Here is a 20,400-nt window from a genome sequence, read left to right as displayed (position 1 = left end):
CTTAACTGCGCCCCACAAGCCAAGCTTGGAACCGTTGCGCACCTGTTCTATTGCGCATAATTAAAACCATGCCTAGTAATAAAGCTGAGCCATGGATCCACCACATGCCTAAGATGGCTGGGATAGTTTCATCTTCTAGGGCAGAACGAGCAATAATCAGCATAGCGTAATAGCCTAAATACAATAGCAAGGCTGGCATTAATCGACCAAACTTACCTTGGCGTGGATTCACTCGACTTAGCGGCACCGCTATTAGCGTCAACAGCGGAATAGACAAGGGAATAGCAATACGCCAATGCCACTCGGCTAAGGCTTCACTGCTATCTAGCTGGATTAGCTCTGCTGTTGCTAAACTGCCTAGTTTGCGGCGTCGCTGCTCGACTTCTTGTTCACGTATTTGAATTTGATAACGGCCAAACTCAGTAATTTCAAAGGCAGCTGTTTTACCTTCACCCGCATAACGGCGCCCTTGCGCTAATTCTAATTGCTGTGCGCCTGTAGCGTCTTCGGTAACTTTACCAAGTTGTGCATAAACAATAGCATGGGTTGGGTTAGTATCTTGACCGCTTTGACTATTGTTTTGTGCAACAAATACCTTACTTAATTCACCAGTGCGGTTGATATCATGAACAAAAATAACTGCTTTTTCATTTGATGTATGCTGAAAACGGCCAGGCATTAATGAGAATAGCCCCGCGCTAGCATCGGCTTTTTCTAATAACTGATACTCTTGCTCTGTTGCCCAAGGGCTAATATAAAGGGTGACAGTTCCAGCTAACATAGCTAACAATAACGATAATATTATCGTTATTCGCGCAACATACCACTCACTAACACCAGTAGAGTGCAGCACTGTCATCTCACTGTCAGCATAAATTCGGCCATAGGCCACCAAAACGCCAACAAAAGCACTTAACGGCAATATAATTACCGCTAATTGCGGTAATTTAAGTGCCACTATACTCATCACTAATTGACCTGGTAATTCGCCCTCTGAGGCATCAGCCAAAATTTTTACAAAGCGCTGGCTTATAATTATGGTCATCAAAATAACAAATACTGTTAGCTGAGATTTTAAGACTTCACCTAACAAATAACGAAAAATGATCAATACGCCCCCTAAAACCGACCTTTTTACTGGAAGCTTGGCGATTTTTCAGTAAACTTAATGCCTATAGTAATTATTATCGACTAAACGACACAGAAAACCGAGCTTTTTTATATATTCACGGTAGAATTTGGTTATTAATGTACCACGTGACGTTTATACCGTCTGTTAGAATCAGGAGTAAGCATGGAGTTCAGTGTAAAAAGTGGCAGTCCCGAAAAACAACGCAGTGCTTGTATTGTTGTTGGTGTATATGAACCTAGACGCTTATCTGCAGTTGCCGAGCAACTAGATAAGATTAGTGATGGCTACCTTAGCAACTTATTACGCCGCGGCGATTTAGAAGGTAAATCGGGGCAAATGCTGTTATTACATCACGTGCCTAATATTTTAAGTGAGCGAGTTCTACTTGTTGGCTGCGGTAAAGAGCGCGAATTAGATGAGCGTCAATATAAACAGATTATTGCCAAAGCTATTAGTACTTTAAATGAAACCGGCTCTATGGAAGCAGTATGCTTTTTATCTGAACTACATGTTAAAGGCCGTGATACCTATTGGAAAGTACGCCAAGCGGTAGAAACAACTTTAGATAGCTTATATGTATTTGATCAACTAAAAAGCAAAAAAGATGAAACCCGTCGGCCACTTCGTAAAATGGTATTTAACGTACCAACACGCCGTGACCTGCCTATTGGCGAAAAAGCGGTTGAGCACGGTTTAGCTATCGCTACCGGTAGCAAATTAACTAAAGATGTCGGCAATATGCCACCTAATATTTGTACTCCGCAATACTTAGCCGAGCAAGCCCAAGCGCTATGTCAGCTATCTAACAAAGTAAGTGTTGAGATTTTAGGCCCAGAAGAGCTAGACAAGCTAGGTATGCATTCTTATTTAGCAGTTGGCCGTGGCTCTGTTAACGGCCCGCGAATGTCAGTGATTAATTATCGCGGTGCCGATAATGACTCAGCACCTGTAGTATTAGTGGGCAAAGGCTTAACCTTTGACTCTGGCGGTATTAGTATTAAGCCTGGCGAAGCCATGGACGAAATGAAATACGACATGTGTGGTGCAGCTTCAGTACTTGGCACTATGCGTGCTGTGTTAGAGCTACAATTACCTATTAATCTTATTGTAGTACTTGCTGCAGCTGAAAACATGCCAGATGCTAACGCTTATCGGCCTGGTGATATCTTAACGACTATGTCAGGACAAACCGTAGAAGTATTAAACACCGATGCCGAAGGCCGCTTAGTATTATGTGATGCCTTAACTTATGTGGAACGTTTTGATCCTGAGCTCGTTATTGATGTCGCCACCTTAACTGGCGCTTGCGTTGTTGCCTTAGGTAAACATGCCACTGGTTTACTCAGTAACCATAACCCTTTAGCGCACGAAATATTAAATGCCTCAGATCAAAGCGGCGATCGGGCATGGCGCTTACCCTTATGGGACGATTATCAAGACCAATTAGAAAGCCCTTTTGCAGACTTTAGTAACTTAGGTGGCCGTGCCGCTGGCACTATTACCGCAGCCTGTTTCTTGTCTCGCTTTACCCGTAAATATAACTGGGCCCATTTAGATATTGCTGGGACTGCCTGGCGCAGTGGTGGTAAAGATAAAGGGGCAACTGGGCGGCCTGTACCCATGTTAACGCAGTTTTTAATTAACCGCGCTAACCAACAACAGGAAAGTTAATGGCAGTTACTTTTTATATATTAACTGCTTTGCCAAGCAACCAAAATGAGCTGCGCACTTCGCCAGCTCATTTTGGTTTAGCCTGTCAGCTTTGTGCCGATCTGTATCGGGCAAAGCAACGGGTTTTCGTTTATACTGCCGACCAAGAACAAGCTGAAGCATTTGACCAGCAGCTGTGGCAATTTGATGCCGAGCGCTTTGTCCCCCATAACTTAAGCGGTGAAGGCCCAAGCTATGGCGCTGCCGTAGAGATTGGCTGGCAAACACCAAAGCAGAACCGTCCAGTATTAATTAACCTAACCGAGCAAGTGCCAGACTTTGCACAACGCTTTAAACAAATTATCGAATTCGTTCCTGCAGAAGAGCACTTAAAAGCCCAAGCCAGAGAACGATATAAGCAATATCGTCAGCATGGTATCACGCCAAGCACGATAACCATCGACTGACAAACAGGTACTATCATGGAAAAAACCTTTAATCCTAGCGAAATTGAACAAGCCATGTATAACGCATGGGAAGCCAAAGGCTATTTTCAGCCCAGCGGTGATCAAAGTAACGGCAATTATTGCATTATGATCCCACCGCCAAATGTTACTGGCAGCCTCCATATGGGGCATGCCTTTCAGCAAACTATTATGGATGCCCTAACCCGTTATAAGCGGATGCAAGGCAAAAACACTTTATGGCAAGTTGGTAGTGACCATGCCGGTATTGCTACCCAGATGGTAGTTGAACGCAAGCTAGCGGCTGAGAACTCACCTAACCGCCATCAGCTTGGCCGTGATGCTTTTATTGATAAAATTTGGCAATGGAAAGAAGAATCTGGCGGCACTATTTCAGACCAAATGCGCCGCTTAGGCAACTCAGTGGATTGGACCCGCGAACGCTTCACCATGGACGAAGGTTTATCTGCCGCAGTGCAAGAGGTTTTTGTTCGCTTATATGAAGACGACTTAATTTACCGTGGTAAACGCTTAGTTAACTGGGATCCAAAATTACACACAGCGATTTCTGATCTTGAAGTAGAAAACAAAGAACAAAAAGGTCACTTGTGGTATTTACGCTACCCATTAGCAGATGGCGCTAAAACGGCAGAAGGCAAAGACTATTTAGTGGTTGCTACCACTAGGCCAGAAACTATGCTTGGCGATAGCGCTGTTGCTGTTGATCCTGATGACGAGCGGTATCAAGCTTTAATTGGTAAATTTATTCAATTACCCTTAGTTAACAGACGCATTCCTATTATTGCAGATAAGTATGTAGATAAAGAGTTTGGTACTGGTTGCGTTAAAATTACTCCAGCCCATGATTTTAATGACTATGAAATGGGTAAACGTCATCAGCTGCCGTTGTACAATATTTTATCGTATGACGCCATAATATTAGCCACTGCCGAAATTTATAATATCGATGGTAGCGCTAACAACGAATTAAACAATCAATTACCAGCCGAATTCGCTGGCATGGAACGCTTTGCAGCCCGTAAAGCCATTGTAGCCGCCTTTGATCAAGCAGGTTTATTAGAAAAAATTGATGATCATGAATTAAAAGTACCTTATGGCGATCGTAGCGGTGTTGTTATTGAACCGTTTTTAACCGACCAATGGTATGTTCGGGTTGCCCCTTTGGCTAAAACAGCAACTGAAGCTGTTGAAAGCGGCCAAATTGAATTTGTACCTAAGCAATACGAAAACATGTATTACAGCTGGATGCGTGATATTCAAGATTGGTGTATTTCACGGCAACTTTGGTGGGGGCACCGCATTCCTGCATGGTATGACAATGACGGTAAAGTCTATGTTGGCCGTGATGAAGCAGAAGTACGCACTAAATATGCTTTAGCTAATGATGTTAGCTTACGCCAAGACGATGACGTACTTGATACCTGGTTTAGCTCTGCGCTTTGGACTTTCTCAACCTTAGGCTGGCCTGAAGATACCCAAGAGCTACGCACTTTTCATCCTACTGATGTCTTAGTGACCGGCTTTGATATTATCTTCTTCTGGGTTGCCCGCATGATCATGATGACCATGCACTTTATTAAAGATGAAAACGGCAAGCCACAAGTGCCCTTTAAAACTGTTTATGTTACCGGCCTTATCCGTGACGAAAACGGCGATAAAATGTCAAAATCTAAAGGTAATGTGGTCGATCCTTTAGACATGATTGACGGCATTAGTTTAGAGGACTTACTGGCTAAACGTACTAGTAATATGATGCAGCCTAAATTGGCTGAAAAAATTGCTAATGCCACTAAAGAACAATTCCCAGAAGGTATTAGTGCCAGTGGTACTGATGCGGTGCGCTTTACCCTCGCCGCTTTAGCTTCAACCGGTCGTGATATTAACTGGGATATGAAACGCTTAGAAGGCTATCGCAACTTCTGTAATAAATTATGGAATGCTAGCCGCTACGTGTTAATGCATACTGAAGATAAAGACTGCGGTTTTAACGACAGCGCCGAGCAACGCCAATTATCTTTAGCAGATAAATGGATCCTAGCTCAGTATCAACAAACCGTTACTCAGGTTCGCCAGTATTTCGACAGCTATCGCTTTGATTTAGCGGCTTCAACCTTATATGAGTTTACGTGGAATCAGTTCTGTGACTGGTATTTAGAGCTAACTAAACCTGTGCTATTTAAAGGCACAGAAGCAGAACAACGTGGCACTCGTCATACCTTAATTACTGTGCTAGAAAGCTTATTACGCTTAATGCACCCTATTATGCCGTATATTACTGAGACCATCTGGCAATCTGTTAAGCCAATAGCCGGTATTGCAGCAGACAGCATTATGTTGCAGCCTTACCCAGAGCATAACAGCGCTTTAATCAACGAAACTGCCACCGCAGACTTAGAATGGTTAAAAGCCGTTATCACAGCTATTCGTAATATTCGCGGCGAAATGAACATTGCCCCTAGTAAAGGCTTAAATATCTTACTGCGTAATCTTAACGCTCAAGAGCAGCGCCGATTAAGTGAAAACCAAAACTTTTTACAAAACTTAGCTAAGCTAGATAGTATTAATATTTTAGCTAACGACCAAATCGCACCTGTCAGCGCCATTCAATCAATTGGTAGTATGGATTTATTAATCCCTATGGCCGGTTTGATTGATAAAGATGCGGAGTTAAGCCGTATTGGTAAGCAATTAGAAAAAACTCAACAAGAATTAGCTCGTGTCTCTGGCAAGCTTGCTAACCCAGGTTTTGTAGCTAAAGCCCCTGAAGCTGTATTAGCTAAAGAGCAAGCCAAACAAGCCGAACTAGAACAAGGACTACTGAAACTACAGCAGCAACAAGCTGAAATTACCGCGCTATAGTTTTCGCTAACAGTAACCAGTATAAAACATCAAGCCAAGGTAACTCTTGGCTTGATGTTATTTACAACTAATTACCCAGCTGCTTCCTCTACTATAATGTTAATTCTTCAGTCTCATAATACAGTTGTTAATTAAAATAGTTTTGCTATTATTGCGCGCTATTTCAGCACTCTTCTACAGAATAATGCTGAAATAATGCTTGCATAGCTTATTCAGGCTATTCAGCTAATGGTTTAGCCTTAATTTTTTTAAGGCGCTACCGCCAACTGTCACAAGCACAAGCGTACCGTTGAGTTGGCTTATCTGCTGCAACGGTTCCAATAACCTTATTCCGGCTCATCGGAAAACAGAAGAGTATTAAACATGATGTCAGCAGATAGCTTAGTTGAGATCGCCGAACCTGTTGCGGCTGCGGCCGAAGCGGCCGCAGCGTCTCCTACCGCACTTAGTTTAATTCCACCCTTAGTTGTTATAACCTTAGCTATTTGGTTAAAACGACCAATATTAGCACTCATTATCGGTGCTACTGTCGGCTTATTGCTCTATGCCCCACACAATGCGTTAGAGAATTTTGCCGATACCTCGCTAAAAGTGATGCAAGATGAAACCATAGGCTGGCTTATCTTAGTCTGTGGTGGCTTTGGTGCTTTAATTGGGCTTTTAGTTCATACCGGCGGTGCTTTAGCTTTTGGCATTAAAGCACAGCGGTTTGCTAAAGGTAAAAAGTCATCATTATTTATGACCTTTATCCTAGGTTTAGTGATTTTTGTTGATGACTACCTTAACGCCTTAAGCGTGGGTGAAACTATGCAACGTGTCACCGACAAATTTAAAGTATCGCGGGAAATGTTAGCCTATGTAGTTGACTCTACCGCCGCACCAGTCTGCGTATTAGTACCACTATCAACTTGGGCTATCTTTTTTGGTGGCCTACTAGAAAATAACAATGTGGCTGGTGTTGGCGAAGGTATTCATGTTTATATGCAAGCTATTCCTTACATGCTATATGCATGGCTAGCACTGTTAGTAGTGTTCTTGGTTATTATTGGCGTGATCCCAGCATTTGGCCCGATGAAAAAAGCCGAATTAGCTGCAGCACAGCATCAACCAGAAGCAGTTAGCTTTGCCGATACTCACCCAGATAACTTAGCCGCAGACAAATATGCAGTAAAAGCCTTTGAGGAAGAGTTCGATGATGCCCAAACTAAAGGTCGCTTACATAACTTTTTAATCCCAATGGTTATGTTGGTGCTATTTACAGTTTATTTTGATATTGATGTCTGGAAAGGCTTAATAGTGACCTTATTAATCACCTTACCGTTTTATGCTATTCAACGATTAATGTCTTTAGCTGACATGATGGAAACCATGATTAATGGCTTTAAAACCATGCTACCTGCTATTGGCACTGTTATTGCCGCCTTTATTTTTAAAGATGTCTGTGACAAGTTGATGCTACCACAATATATTATCAACAACTTAGCACCTTATATGACAGCACAATTATTACCGGCCATGGTGTTTTTATCTATGGCGATATTAGCTTTTGCAACTGGCTCTAGTTGGGGTATTTTTGCAGTTAGTATTCCTATTGTGATGCCATTAGCTTATGCAGTTGATGCTAATATTCCGCTAATAATTGGCGCTTTAATGTCAGCCAGCTCTTTTGGTAGTCAGGCCTGTTTTTATAGCGACTCAACCGTGCTTGCAGCCCAAGGCTCAGGCTGTAACTTAGTGTCACATGCTATTACTCAGTTGCCTTACGCCTTAATAGCCGCAACCTTAGCTTTTGTTGGTTTTATAGTTATCGCATAATACTTTACTGTTATTGCGACTATGGCGTTAGCCTTTGGTTAACGCCTATCTTATATAGGCTATTATGATAGGCATTATCGCCGCATTAACCACTGCTTTATGCTGGGCCATCGCAGCTCGTCTATACCGCCAGTTAAGCAAGAGCTTAGCGGGATTAGTTTTGCTGCCTTAGCCGCCTTATGTCAGGCCCTGGGTGCCGTTATTAGTCGCGATGTGTTGGTTAACAGCCAAATGGACGCGCTTAGTGCTAGTAGTTGGCGCTTACTCGGTGGCATGGTATTAATCATTATTTTAATGCTATGTAAACGCAGTCGTTGGCTGCCTCAGGCGACTAATAGTATCAAGCCTTGGCTATTGCTATTAATCGCAACACTAATTGGCACTACCGCTTCTTTATATTTACAAATGGTTGCTTTTAGCTATGCTAAAGCGGCAGTAGTGCAAACCTTACTGGCAACCAGTGTTATTTTATCTTTATTACTAGCTAAGCTAGCTAAAGAGCCTATCCCAAGTGGTAGTTGGCGGTGGACAGCCTTAGCATTAGTCGGTGTTGGCTTACTACTCTACTAATCTTCCTTTAACCTTAACTTGCATCCTTAGTAAAAACTCATTTTTTCCTGACAAATGGTTCATTCGCTGGTAACCTTAATGCATTAAAATCATTCAATATTTAGGTGAGCATAATGTTGACGTTACTAGCAAAGATCCTCAAAGTGCTTAATTCGCAAACTTCAACTTGGCAAATTGGTTGGGCAGTTGCATTAGGATTATTTATTGGTATTTTACCCTTAGGTTTATTAACTTTTATTTTACTATTGATAGTCTGCTTATTTACCGTCAATCTCTCCATCTTTTTGGTTACTTGGGGCTTAACAAAAGGCCTGATGCTGCTGTTTGCCACCCCACTAGAAAACCTTACTTGGCAACTGGCCCAAAACAAACAGTTACTACAGTTATTAGCAGAAGGTGAAACCTTACAGTTATTACACTTACACCATACCTTAACCCTAGGCAGCTTTGTTCTCGGCTTAATCTTACTGGTGCCTGTGGCATGGTTAAGTAGCAGCCTAGTTAAGCAATATCGGGCTAAAGTAATGAGCAAAGTTGAAAAATGGAAACTAACTCAAATGCTAAAAGCCAGTAAGTTATTTTCTTTGTATCAAAAAATTCAATAAGGAGCAGACTATGATTCGTAAATCGGGTTGGCTTATTTTCATTGCTATTAGTGCTGCACTCTTAGCTTTAATCTACTTATTTATAGGGCCAGCATTGCGTATTGGCATGATCTATAGCTTAGAAAAAGTGACTGGCGCTGAAGTTAATATTGCTAAAGTCTCAGTACAACTAGCACCTTTAGCTGTAAAAATTAATAAACTTGAGCTAACAGATCCTGCTGCTCCTGAATATAATAGTTTTAGCTTTAATTACGCCATTGCAGCTATAGAGGTCTGGCCCGCTATGCTTGGCTATTACGTTATTAATGACTTAGAAGTTAATGATGCCGCTTACGGCACTAAACGCGCTAAAACGGGTCAGGTTTATCGCCTGCCTAATGTTGAGGGTGAAGAAGCTTCACTAGCCGACTTATTAAAATCGGAGTTACCCTCAGCAGATGAGCTGTTAGCCAGAGTCGATTTACAAAGCCCAGCCAAAGCCGAAGCTTTACAAAAGCTAGCCGCTAGCGAGCAAATTGCGCTGAAAAAGCTACCTGAGCAATTACCCAATAAAGCCACTTTAGCTAAATATCAAGCTGATATTAAAGCCCTCACTGATAGTAAGATTGAAAATGCCGCAGATTTGGCAACAAAAACTGGCCAACTACAGCAACTAAAACAGCAGTTAATGCTAGAAAAAGAGCGGATAGAGCAAGTAAAAAATCAACTAGAACAAAGTAAAGACAAACTGCAAATTGCCGTAACTGACTTACAACAAGCTAGTAAAGCCGACTGGCAAAAAGCCCAACAATTGGCTAATTTATCTGACGGTGGTTTAGCCGGTATTAGCCAAATTTTACTTGGCCAAGAATGGGCAGATCGTTTAAGCCAACTTAATGATCTGTATGAGTTTATCAAGCCATACATTCCAGAAAAATCTGAGACTGCAGCTGAAACCCAGATTAGATTACCAAATAGAGTATTGCCCTTACCCAGCCAACCTTACCCTAATTTTTGGGTGAAAAACGCTCAAGTTAATTGGTTAATCGGCGGCGGTAATGTTGCCATGTCACTACAAGATATTACTGCTCAACATAGCATTATTAATAAGGCAACTAAGTTTGCTTTAGCTGCAACTGATTTGCCGCAATTAAAACAAATTAACCTTAAAGGTGATTTTGCTATTTTACAGCAGATGATCACTAACCTTAATTGGCAATTAGATGGCTTAAAAGTAGAAGAAGTCTTGTTAGGTAAAGGGGATAACGCACTCACCCTAGCAAGTAGCTTAGTTAGCTCTAGCGGTAAAGTAAGCTTAACTAATAAACAACTAATGCAGCATGCTAGTTTAGCCTTAAATAAAGCTAACTTTACAAGTATAGGTAATAAGTATTTGCAACAATTAGCCGACATTCTAAATCAGCAAAGCAGTATTCCATTGACTATTGATGCCAGCGGCTTAATTAGTGCACCTAATGTAAGCATTCGTTCATCTTTAGATCAGGTATTAGGTGATGCCTTATTAGGCGAAGCTAAACAAAAAATAGCCGCTTTACAGTCTGATTTAAAAACTAAACTAGATGGCCAATTGCAGTCTGGCTTAGCAGGGCAAGAAGATTGGTCGGCATTATTAAACCAGCAGCTTACTAGCACGGAAGATGCTAGTGGTAATGTAGAGCAGTTGTTAGCCGCTAAGCTAGATGATATTAAAGACCAAGCAAAAGATAAACTAAAAGATCGGTTAAAGAATAAATTAGGCAGCGGAAATTAGTTGTGAGTAAAATGATAAGGCCGTTTTAGATAAACACTAACGGCCTTATTATTACACTTTTATTACCGTATCTGCAGAGTTGTAAAAATAGGCTTTATTTTTACCTAAACTTTTTGCCATATACATAGCAGTATCGGCATTTCTAATTAAACCTTCAGCAGAGTTAGCATCTTCAGGGAACATAGCTACACCTACAGAAACACCTACTTTAAACTCATTATTTTGAATCACTAAAGGTTGGTTGATAGAGTTAATTATGCGCTCTGCTACTTCACTTATTTCAATTTTATTTAAAGGGTTATTTAAGATAAAAATAAACTCATCACCGCCGACTCTGGCAACAGTGTCAGACTGCCGCACTAGTGCCACTAATCTCTTTGCCATCTCCTTTAACAGTATATCCCCTACATTATGGCCAAATTGATCATTAACTTGTTTAAAACCGTCTAAATCCAAAAACATTAATGCTAACTTGCATTGATCACGATTAAAATTAAGTAACTTTTGACTAATTCTATCCATTAGCAAGGTTCTATTGGGTAAGTCTGTTAAGGCATCATGAAAAGCCAAATGCTTGATCTGCTCGTCTTTACGCCTAAACTCTGTAATATCGCTAAATACTGAAACATATCGCACCGCTTCACCCTCGTCATTACGCACCATGCTAATATGCATGCGCTGCAAATAAAGGGTACCATCTTTTCGTCTATTCCATATTTCACCATGCCAACGACTTTTTGTAGTTAACTCGTGCCACATCAAAGCATAGAAAGCTTGGTCATGCTGCTTTGATTGTAAAATACGCGGGGTTTGCCCTAAGGCCTCTTGCTTGCTAAAACCTGTTATATCGGTAAAGCTAGGATTGACCGATAAAATTACCCCTTCAGCATCGGTTATTAACACCCCGTCTAAGGTGTTGTCAAAAACACAAGCAGCCAGTTTTAGCTTAGCTTCTGTTTCTTTTAATTGTGTAACTTCATTAGCTTGAATAGAAAAGCCTTTAACCACACCATTATCATCAAAGTCAGGAATGTAGTGGCCAATAATATAACCAACATTAGCATTAGCTTTGCGTAATGTACGTTCAAAACGCTGTGCTTCACCCGCTAGTGCTTTTTTAATATAAGGTTCGTTTAACTTAAATAATTGCTCACCTACTAATTGCTGAAAAGTCATACCAATAATTTCTGAGGCTGGCATACCAAACCACTCACTATAAGCACGATTAGCATAACAACAACGCAAGTCTCTATCCCAATACCCCATCATATTAGGTGTGTTATCAATAATGGAGTGTATAAACTGCTCAGTCTTATTACTAGCCGCCGCGATGGAGTTAGCCTGAGTAAGCGTTTTTTGGAACTGCTGCATAGACTCAATATAATAAGAAAGCAAACAGCTAGTCACGACAAAGATCACTATCTTTAAAAGCTCAATGTCATTATTTATATATGGCAAGTTAAGTAATAATGGCCATAAAAACATAACAGTTAAACAGGCGAGTATTGTGGTAATTATTCCTGCATAAAAACCGGCATACAAGCTAATAGCAATAATGGCAGGGAAAAAAAATAACCAAGAAAAGTTAGTCGCTAATGCAGGCAGCTGCCAAAGCAAAAGGCCAGCTGAAGTCAAACTTACGATTGCCAGTAAAGTGAAAAAGTATTGCAATAATTGCCTGCTAGTTACTTTAGTTTTGCTCTGGCCTTTTTCATTACTGTCAATCATCTACAACCTTTTAGTATTGACGCTATTGCCTTTAAGAACCCCATCTTTACTTAAGCCGATTAAAGTGGAATCTCTAAATAATAGCATCATGCCTTAATAAAAGGGCAGAACATGTTAATTATTTTTACTGAATTAATAGCCGCCATAAAACTTTACAACTAATACAGTAATTAAAAAACCAGTTGTGATTAGCAACTGGTTTTAGGTCTAGCAGACTATTTTTAAGATACCTAGTTAATGACTGATGAAGTCTTCGTCGTTGTCATCCATATCATCGTCATTATAATCAGCTGCGTCACCCTCAAAGTAAGTGCCCCAGCCATCATATTCAACCCCATACTTTTTAGCTAAAGCTTCTAGTTTTATAGCATCGGCAATAATAGTTTCTGTTACCAGTGATTGCTCACGTATAGCGTCAAAAACCCATGCGCTATCACCTTCTTCAAACTCAACTTCCTCAGCATCTGTAACTTCATAGCCTAGTTTAAATAACGCCACAGCCAGCTTTTCTAATTTAGCAAAATCTTTATCATAAAAGTGATGTTCAATGGTATATTCCGCATCAGGATCGCTACCGTCCTCTAATAACGCATTAATTGTTTCTTCAGTAAATTCTTGCCAGTTTTCCATAGCTCTACCCCTCAGCGGTAATTTTGTCTGCAGTGTAATCTTTGCTAAGTTCGGTATCAAGCATCATAATTTGCTCTGCCATCTTCTGATGTAAATTTTCAGAAAATTGGCGGATATTAGGTTTAGTTTCAGGTAAGCTAATAGGCGCTAATATTTGAATAATTACTTTGCCGTTATTCCAGCGATTTAACTTAAACTGCTGATGTGTCGTACTCATACATACGGGCATTAAGGGCACTTTTGCTTCTAAGGCAATATGAAAAGCACCGGCTTTAAAAGGCAGTAAGCCTCTGCCATAACTGCGGGTGCCTTCAGGAAACATCCACACAGAAATATTCTCACGGCTAATGCGCTGTGCCGCGGCGAGCATAGTGGATAAAGCCCGAGTTCTATTAGTGCGATCAATTAAAATATTGCCGCTAAGCCAATACAGCTGACCAAAAAAAGGCACATACTTTAAACTCTTTTTACCTAAGGTTACGGTTCTAGGTTGCACCGCATTACTAATAGTAAATAAGTCTAAATTATTTTGATGATTAGCCACATAAACATAAGGCTGAGTATAATCAATATGCTCAAGGCCGCGCACTTCAACTTTAATACCTAATATTTTGGATACACTACCATACCAATGTGAAAATATACGCACGTTATCAGCATGAAATGGCCGCACTATACAAATTAACAAACCGGCTATGGTGCTAAAGAAAAAAAACAAAATTAATAATATTATTCGTAAAACCGCTATCACTACATTCTCCCTTGACACTACAAGCGAATTAAAAAAGCGCCGAAAAGGCGCCTAGTATAACGAGTCTAACTATCTGTGCTGGTTGGATCACTATTTAGCTGCACAGCGTCAATTCGCTGTAAGCCTCTTGGTAATTTATTGCCGCGACGACCTCGTTCACCATGATAATGCTGTAAATCATCTGGTTTTAAGGTCAGTTTACGCTTACCCGCTATCAGTGTCACGCTTCCATCAACTGGTACTATAGTTAATTGGCAAATAAACTCTTCACGGCTGGCTGCTCTAGCAGTAGGAATAGACATAATCTTATTACCTTTACCTTTACTCAGTTTGGGTAAATCTGCTACAGGAAAGACTAACATCCGGCCTTCATTAGAGATGGATAACACTAAGTCAGTTTCAGGCTGATTAACTACCACAGGGGCTAATACTTTCGAACCTTTTGGTAGGTTTAAGACTGCTTTACCTGCTTTATTGCGGCTAAGTAAGTCGGCAAACTCGGCTACAAAGCCATAGCCCGCATCTGAGGCTAATAGCAGCGCTTCTTTATCTTCACCCATCAATATATGTTCAAAACTTTCACCTGCAACTATACCAAAACGACCACTTAAGGGCTCACCTTGGCCTCGTGCAGAAGGCAGTTCATGAGCTTCAGTAGCATAGCTACGGCCTGATGAATCAATAAATACAGTTTGCTGATTGGAACGGCCACTGACCATAGCCTTAAAGGCATCACCTGCTCGATAACTTAAGGCATTACCATCAACATCATGACCTTTTGCGCAACGTACCCAGCCTTTTTCCGACAACACTACCGTTACTGGCTCGCTGGGTAACAATTCTCTTTCACTTAGCGCTTTAGCTTCACCGCGTTGTACTATTGGGCTGCGGCGATCATCACCATATTTTTCAGCATCAGCTAATAATTCATCACGAATTAATTTTGTTAATTTTTTCTCTGAAGCTAAAATTGCCTGCAACTTATCTCGCTCTTTACTCAATTCATCTAGCTCGGCACGAATTTTAATTTCTTCTAATTTAGCTAGCTGACGTAATTTTAACTCTAAAATAGCTTCAGCTTGGCGATCAGTAATATTAAAAGCAGCCATTAATTCTGGTTTTGGTTTGTCAGAATTACGAACAATCCGAATAACTTCATCAATGTTTAGAAAAGCGATTAATAAGCCTTCTAATACATGCAATCTATCTAGAACTTTGTCTAAACGGTGCTGCAAGCGACGGCGGACAGTATCACGGCGAAATGCTAACCATTCCGTTAATATTTCAACTAAGTTTTTCACTCGTGGTCGCTGATCCAGTCCTAAAATGTTTATATTCACTCTATAACTTTTTTCAAGATCAGTTGTAGCAAACAAATGCTGCATTAACTGCTCAATGTCCACGCGATTAGAGCGCGGCACTATTACTATGCGTGTGGGGCTTTCATGATCCGATTCATCACGCAAATCAGTTACCATAGGCAACTTTTTTGCCTGCATTTGGCTAGCAATTTGCTCTAATACCTTAGAGCCAGATGTTTGGTGCGGTAAAGCGGTAATAACAATATCGCCATCTTCAAGTTGATATAGTGCCCGCATTCTTACACTGCCACGCCCAGTTTCATAAATAGCAGCAAGCTCATGGCTGGGGCTAATTATTTCGGCATCTGTTGGGTAATCAGGGCCTTTAATATACTGCATTAAATCACTGACTGTACTCTTTGGTTTATCTAACAATAAAGCACAGGCTTGCGCCACCTCACGGGCATTATGTGGCGGTATATCTGTCGCCATACCTACCGCAATGCCAGTAATACCATTAAGTAATATATGTGGTAGCCGGGCTGGCAATACCTTAGGCTCTTCCATAGTGCCATCAAAGTTAGGTAGCCAATCTGTTGTACCGGCTCCTAGCTCAGATAATAATACTTCAGCAAAACGCGATAGCTTTGACTCGGTATAACGCATAGCGGCAAAAGACTTAGGATCATCAGGTGCACCCCAGTTACCTTGACCGTCAACTAACGGATATCGATATGAAAACGGCTGGGCCATTAATACCATAGCTTCATAACAGGCAGAGTCACCATGAGGATGAAACTTACCTAATACATCACCCACAGTACGGGCTGACTTTTTATATTTAGCTAAATGCGATAGGCCTAATTCAGACATGGCATAAATAATTCGTCTTTGCACCGGTTTTAAACCATCGCCAATATGCGGTAATGCACGATCCATAATCACGTACATTGAATAGTTCAAGTAGGCGTCTTCTGTAAAACGTCTTAATGGCAGTTGTTCAATGCCGTCTTGAGAAATTACCGTTTCTGTCATGCTTATTCCTGTTAACTGTTTGTACCATTAACCGACATTGTTTTATGCTAGTTAAGCAACAACCGCTTTATCACCTTTTAACTCTAACCAAGCGCGTCTATCAGATGCCCGCTTTTTAGCCAATAACATATCCATTAGCTCAAAGGTCTGTTCGTTATCATCTATAGTTAACTGCACTAAACGACGGGTATTTGGGTCCATAGTGGTTTCGCGTAATTGCAACGGATTCATTTCACCCAAACCTTTAAACCGTTGGACATTGACTTTACCGCGCTTTTTTTCCGCTTCTATTCTATCTAAGACCGCATCTTTTTCTGTTTCATCTAAGGCATAATAAACATCTTTGCCTATATCTATACGATATAAAGGTGGCATGGCCACATAAACATGGCCGGCAGCCACTAAGCTGCGAAAGTGACGTAAAAATAGCGCGCATAATAAGGTAGCAATGTGTAAGCCATCTGAGTCAGCATCGGCTAAAATACATATTTTACCATAACGTAATGCTGTTAAATCTTCGCTATCAGGGTCGATGCCAATAGCAACTGAAATATCGTGGACTTCTTGCGATGCTAATATTTGCCCTGAATCTACTTCCCAAGTATTAAGAATTTTACCTCTTAGTGGCATCACGGCTTGAAACTCACGATCTCGTGCTTGTTTAGCACTACCACCTGCTGAGTCCCCTTCTACTAAAAATAGTTCGGTTTGTTTTAAATCTTGAGCAGAACAGTCGGCTAGTTTACCGGGTAAAGCAGGACCAGAAGTCACTTTTTTCCTAACTACTTTTTTAGCTGCTTTTAAGCGTTTTTGGGCATTATTAATACAAAACTCTGCTAACTGCTCAGCCACTACTGTATGCTCGTTTAGCCATAAGCTAAAGGCATCTTTTACTACACCACTAACAAAAGCCACCGACTGGCGAGACGATAAGCGTTCTTTAATTTGGCCGGCAAATTGCGGATCTTGCATTTTAGTCGATAAAATATAGCCACAACGATCCCAGATATCATCTGCTGATAATTTAACCCCGCGCGGTAATAGATTTCTGAACTCACAAAATTCACGTAAAGCTTCTAATAAACCTTGACGTAAACCATTAACATGAGTACCGCCTTGCGGAGTTGGAATTAAATTGACATAGCTCTCTGTTACTAAGTCGCCGCCTTCAGGTAACCACAATAGTGCCCATTCAACCGCTTCATTACTGGCGGCAAATTTACCAACAAAAGGCGTTTCTGGTAAGCAAACATAGCCTTGCACTGCTTCAATTAAATAATCTTCAATCCCAGCCTGATAGCACCACTCATATTGCTGTTTATTAACTTGGTCATCAAAACTTACCGTTAACCCTGGGCACAGAACAGCTTTAGCTTTTAACACATGCAATAAGCGACTAACGGAAAACTTGGCTGAATCAAAATAGGTGGCCGTTGGCCAAAAACGCACTCGGGTGCCGGTATTACGTTTACCTACAGTACCGGTAATGGTGAGCTCACTCACTTTTTCGCCATGCTCAAACGCCATTTCATATATATTACTATCACGACGAACTGTCACATCAACTCTGCTGGATAAGGCATTCACCACTGAAATACCTACCCCGTGTAAGCCACCTGAAAATTGATAGTTTTTATTAGAAAACTTACCACCAGCATGAAGGCGACAAAAAATTAGCTCTACACCACTTACGCCTTCTTCTGGGTGGATATCAACCGGCATACCACGGCCATTATCTATCACCTCTAATGACTGATCGTTATGCAATATTACCTGCACTTTATCGGCATGACCGGCTAAAGCTTCGTCTACACTATTGTCGATCACCTCTTGGGCTAAGTGATTAGGCCTAGTAGTGTCGGTATACATACCTGGACGGCGTTGTACCGGTTCTAAACCTGTTAAAACTTCAATTGAATCGGCATTATATATTTGTGTCGTCATAGTCTCAGTCTTTAGCGGAAAACGTCAGCGTATTTATACTTAATTTCAGTACGATATTAAGTAGGTTACCAAAACGCTAGTTAAGTTGGCAAAATTCAGTAATAGTGCTTAATTGTTGCTGATAATCAACAAAGCTATGATTACCACCTTGCTCAATTATCAGGGTGGCGCCTTGATAATAATCTACTGCTAAACGGTAATCTAACACTTCATCACCTGTTTGCAATAACACTAAATAATTCTCTGGTTGGCGCAAAGTCTTGGGCATCAGCTGTTTAAGGCTTGCCATATGATCAAGCGTTACCTGATAAGTTTGTTGTAAAACCGGATGAAAATACTCACCTAGATGTGCAGATAATACTAAGTGCGGTGCAACAGCTGGGTTAATTAGGCAAGCGCGACAGCCGTACTGCTCGGCAATACAGGTTGCTAAAAACCCACCTAAAGAACTACCTATTAATACCAGCTGCTTCGCCTTTGCATTGTCAGTAGTAATATCTCTTTGCTCTAAATGTTGCTTTATTGTCGCCAAGGCTGCAACAGGTTCGTAAGGTACATCTAACGCAGTAAAGTCTAACTGTGGGTAATGATGTCTAAAGTAAGTCTGGGTTAGCTGAGCTTTTTCTGATAGTGATGAACTGGCAAAGCCATGTAAATATACTACTGTTTTAGTCATTCAGATCCCAATCAATTACTCTAAACTGCCATTGCACTGTTTGGTCAGCATTAAATAGCCAATCACACCACTGCGGCCCTTGATCAATTGTCTGCCACTCTGGCGTTGGTAAAAACTGCACTGAGCTTGCTGGACAGCCCACTATATTTACCTTACCAAACTGGCCACTATAAGCATAATGACTATGGCCATGGCCAATGCCTTGGATCCTTGGCTCAGCAAAAATGTGCTGCCATAATATAGCGGCATCAAGTTGGCCATGATTATCAATAGAACTACCTATAGGCCGCGGATGATGATGGCAAAATAACCAAACTGCTGTAGCGTCACTTTGCTTTAACTGCTGTTGCAGCCAATGTTGTTGCTCAACGCCAAAAACACCGCTAGGCGTTTCGCCTTTAGTATTAAGCAACAGCAGCTGCCAACTTGCTAAACGTAAACTTTTAGCCGCTTGAAACGGTGCAATTTTATTTAATAACTCTAGCTGCTGTAAATCATCATGGTTGCCAGGCAAGTAAAAAACCGGGCAAGCTAAGGGCTGACAAATTTCCGCTAACAACTGATAAGAAGCTGCACTGGCATTTTGCACTAAATCACCGGTTAAAATTACCGCATCCGGTAATTCAAGACATAACTGCGCCACTATAGCTTGTAAATATTTCGCCGGTTGGATCTGCTGATAATATTGATCAACCGTAGGCAGTAAATGACAATCCGTAATTTGCGCAAGTCTATACTGCCGTTGTGCTGGAAAAACATAATCCATTAATTATTAACCCAAGCTTGTTTAACCTTATCTAGATTTAGCGCCAACCATTGTAACGCAATTACCGTTGCCGCATTGTCTATTTTTTGCTCTGCAAGTAATTGTAACGCCTTAGTCCGCGGCATAACATGAACTTTAATATCTTCATGCTCTTGGGCCAAACCAAAAACACCGCTTGTTACGGCTTGAGTTAACTTGCCAACATAAAGCTGGATCCGCTCAGTCGTTCCACCTGGGCTAGACAAGTAATTTAACATTGGCAATAGTTCAGTTAGGACAATGCCGGCTTCCTCTTCCGCTTCACGAATAGCAACTTGCATGGCCGTTTCATTTGTATCAATCATACCGGCGATAATTTCTAATAGCCAAGGGCTAGCACTTGACGCAGCAGCGCCGATTCGGATTTGCTCTATTAAAACCACCTCATCGGTTACAGGATTATATGGCAAGACTGCTGCTGCATGGCCGCGTTCAAATATTTCTCGCTGCATAGGCTCACTCCAGCCACCAGCAAATAACCTGTGGCGTAAAGTATAGAGTTCAATACGAAAAAAGCCTTGAAAAACCGTAGTTTTATCGAGTATTTCGAGATCTTTGCTGTTAAATGAGGGATACTGTGCAGCATTAGAATTTGACATAGTTATACTCACATTCTGTTACACTATTGAGCGTAACTTTACTTTTTAATGATTACTTAGTTTAC

16 protein-coding genes are annotated in these 20,400 nt (G+C 41.1%); 7 read left to right on the top strand and 9 right to left on the bottom strand.

What is annotated here, in order from left to right:
* Position 1: 1 nt before the first annotated feature.
* The gene (gene lptF, locus RDV63_RS04020) at positions 2-1,111 is read right to left on the bottom strand and encodes an LPS export ABC transporter permease LptF (RefSeq protein WP_313908233.1); all 1,110 of its coding nucleotides are present in this window, start codon (positions 1,109-1,111) and stop codon (positions 2-4) included.
* 183 nt (positions 1,112-1,294) lie between these two features.
* On the opposite strand from lptF, the gene pepA reads away from it, so the two are divergent.
* The 7 genes from pepA (at position 1,295) to RDV63_RS03985 (ending at position 10,866) form a co-directional block, all read left to right on the top strand.
* Positions 1,295-2,803 carry a leucyl aminopeptidase gene (gene pepA, locus RDV63_RS04015; protein ID WP_313908232.1) on the top strand — a complete coding sequence of 503 codons (1,509 nt, stop codon included), beginning with the start codon at positions 1,295-1,297 and terminating at the stop codon, positions 2,801-2,803.
* Positions 2,803-3,249, top strand: coding sequence for a DNA polymerase III subunit chi (locus tag RDV63_RS04010; RefSeq protein WP_313908231.1), 447 nt, complete (start codon positions 2,803-2,805; stop codon positions 3,247-3,249). The genes pepA and RDV63_RS04010 overlap by 1 nt, the downstream gene beginning before the upstream one ends.
* 15 nt (positions 3,250-3,264) lie before the next feature.
* The gene (locus RDV63_RS04005; protein WP_313908230.1) at positions 3,265-6,126 is read left to right on the top strand and encodes a valine--tRNA ligase; all 2,862 of its coding nucleotides are present in this window, start codon (positions 3,265-3,267) and stop codon (positions 6,124-6,126) included.
* A gap of 363 nt (positions 6,127-6,489) precedes the next feature.
* Positions 6,490-7,941: a Na+/H+ antiporter NhaC family protein gene (locus RDV63_RS04000; RefSeq protein ID WP_313908229.1), complete on the top strand. Its 1,452-nt coding sequence runs from the start codon at positions 6,490-6,492 to the stop codon at positions 7,939-7,941.
* 99 nt (positions 7,942-8,040) lie between these two features.
* A complete protein-coding gene (locus tag RDV63_RS03995) occupies positions 8,041-8,511 on the top strand; it encodes an EamA family transporter (RefSeq protein WP_313908228.1) in 471 nt (156 codons plus the stop codon).
* Between the two features lie 113 nt (positions 8,512-8,624).
* Complete coding sequence (locus tag RDV63_RS03990) at positions 8,625-9,116, top strand: TIGR03546 family protein (protein WP_313908227.1); 492 nt, start codon at positions 8,625-8,627, stop codon at positions 9,114-9,116.
* Positions 9,117-9,126: 10 nt separating this feature from the next.
* Entirely contained in the window at positions 9,127-10,866 is a 1,740-nt protein-coding gene (locus RDV63_RS03985; protein WP_313908226.1) for a TIGR03545 family protein, read from the top strand.
* Between the two features lie 51 nt (positions 10,867-10,917).
* On the opposite strand, the gene RDV63_RS03980 is transcribed toward RDV63_RS03985, so the two are convergent.
* The 8 genes from RDV63_RS03980 to nudF all read right to left on the bottom strand — a co-directional run bounded on the left by RDV63_RS03980 (position 10,918) and on the right by nudF (position 20,335).
* Positions 10,918-12,594 (bottom strand): sensor domain-containing diguanylate cyclase, encoded by a 1,677-nt coding sequence (locus tag RDV63_RS03980; RefSeq protein WP_313908225.1) that lies wholly within the window; start codon positions 12,592-12,594, stop codon positions 10,918-10,920.
* 234 nt (positions 12,595-12,828) lie between these two features.
* The gene (gene rraB, locus RDV63_RS03975) at positions 12,829-13,224 is read right to left on the bottom strand and encodes a ribonuclease E inhibitor RraB (RefSeq protein ID WP_313908224.1); all 396 of its coding nucleotides are present in this window, start codon (positions 13,222-13,224) and stop codon (positions 12,829-12,831) included.
* Positions 13,225-13,228: 4 nt separating this feature from the next.
* Positions 13,229-13,975, bottom strand: coding sequence for a 1-acylglycerol-3-phosphate O-acyltransferase (locus RDV63_RS03970; RefSeq protein WP_313908223.1), 747 nt, complete (start codon positions 13,973-13,975; stop codon positions 13,229-13,231).
* Positions 13,976-14,040: 65 nt separating this feature from the next.
* On the bottom strand, positions 14,041-16,311 hold the full coding sequence (parC, locus tag RDV63_RS03965) for a DNA topoisomerase IV subunit A (RefSeq protein ID WP_313908222.1): 2,271 nt from the start codon (positions 16,309-16,311) through the stop codon (positions 14,041-14,043).
* Between the two features lie 51 nt (positions 16,312-16,362).
* The gene (gene parE, locus RDV63_RS03960) at positions 16,363-18,255 is read right to left on the bottom strand and encodes a DNA topoisomerase IV subunit B (RefSeq protein WP_313908221.1); all 1,893 of its coding nucleotides are present in this window, start codon (positions 18,253-18,255) and stop codon (positions 16,363-16,365) included.
* Positions 18,256-18,331: 76 nt separating this feature from the next.
* On the bottom strand, positions 18,332-18,931 hold the full coding sequence (locus RDV63_RS03955) for a YqiA/YcfP family alpha/beta fold hydrolase (protein WP_313908220.1): 600 nt from the start codon (positions 18,929-18,931) through the stop codon (positions 18,332-18,334).
* Positions 18,924-19,697 (bottom strand): metallophosphoesterase family protein, encoded by a 774-nt coding sequence (locus RDV63_RS03950; protein WP_313908219.1) that lies wholly within the window; start codon positions 19,695-19,697, stop codon positions 18,924-18,926. The genes RDV63_RS03955 and RDV63_RS03950 overlap by 8 nt, the downstream gene beginning before the upstream one ends.
* A complete protein-coding gene (gene nudF, locus RDV63_RS03945) occupies positions 19,697-20,335 on the bottom strand; it encodes an ADP-ribose diphosphatase (RefSeq protein ID WP_313908218.1) in 639 nt (212 codons plus the stop codon). Before nudF ends, RDV63_RS03950 begins: the two co-directional genes overlap by 1 nt.
* Positions 20,336-20,400: the final 65 nt, after the last annotated feature.

The organism is Rheinheimera sp. MMS21-TC3 (genome assembly GCF_032229285.1).
Taxonomy (GTDB): Bacteria; Pseudomonadota; Gammaproteobacteria; order Enterobacterales; family Alteromonadaceae; genus Alishewanella.
Note: the sequence above shows the minus strand (reverse complement) of the source record. Positions and strands in the feature narration are given on the sequence as shown.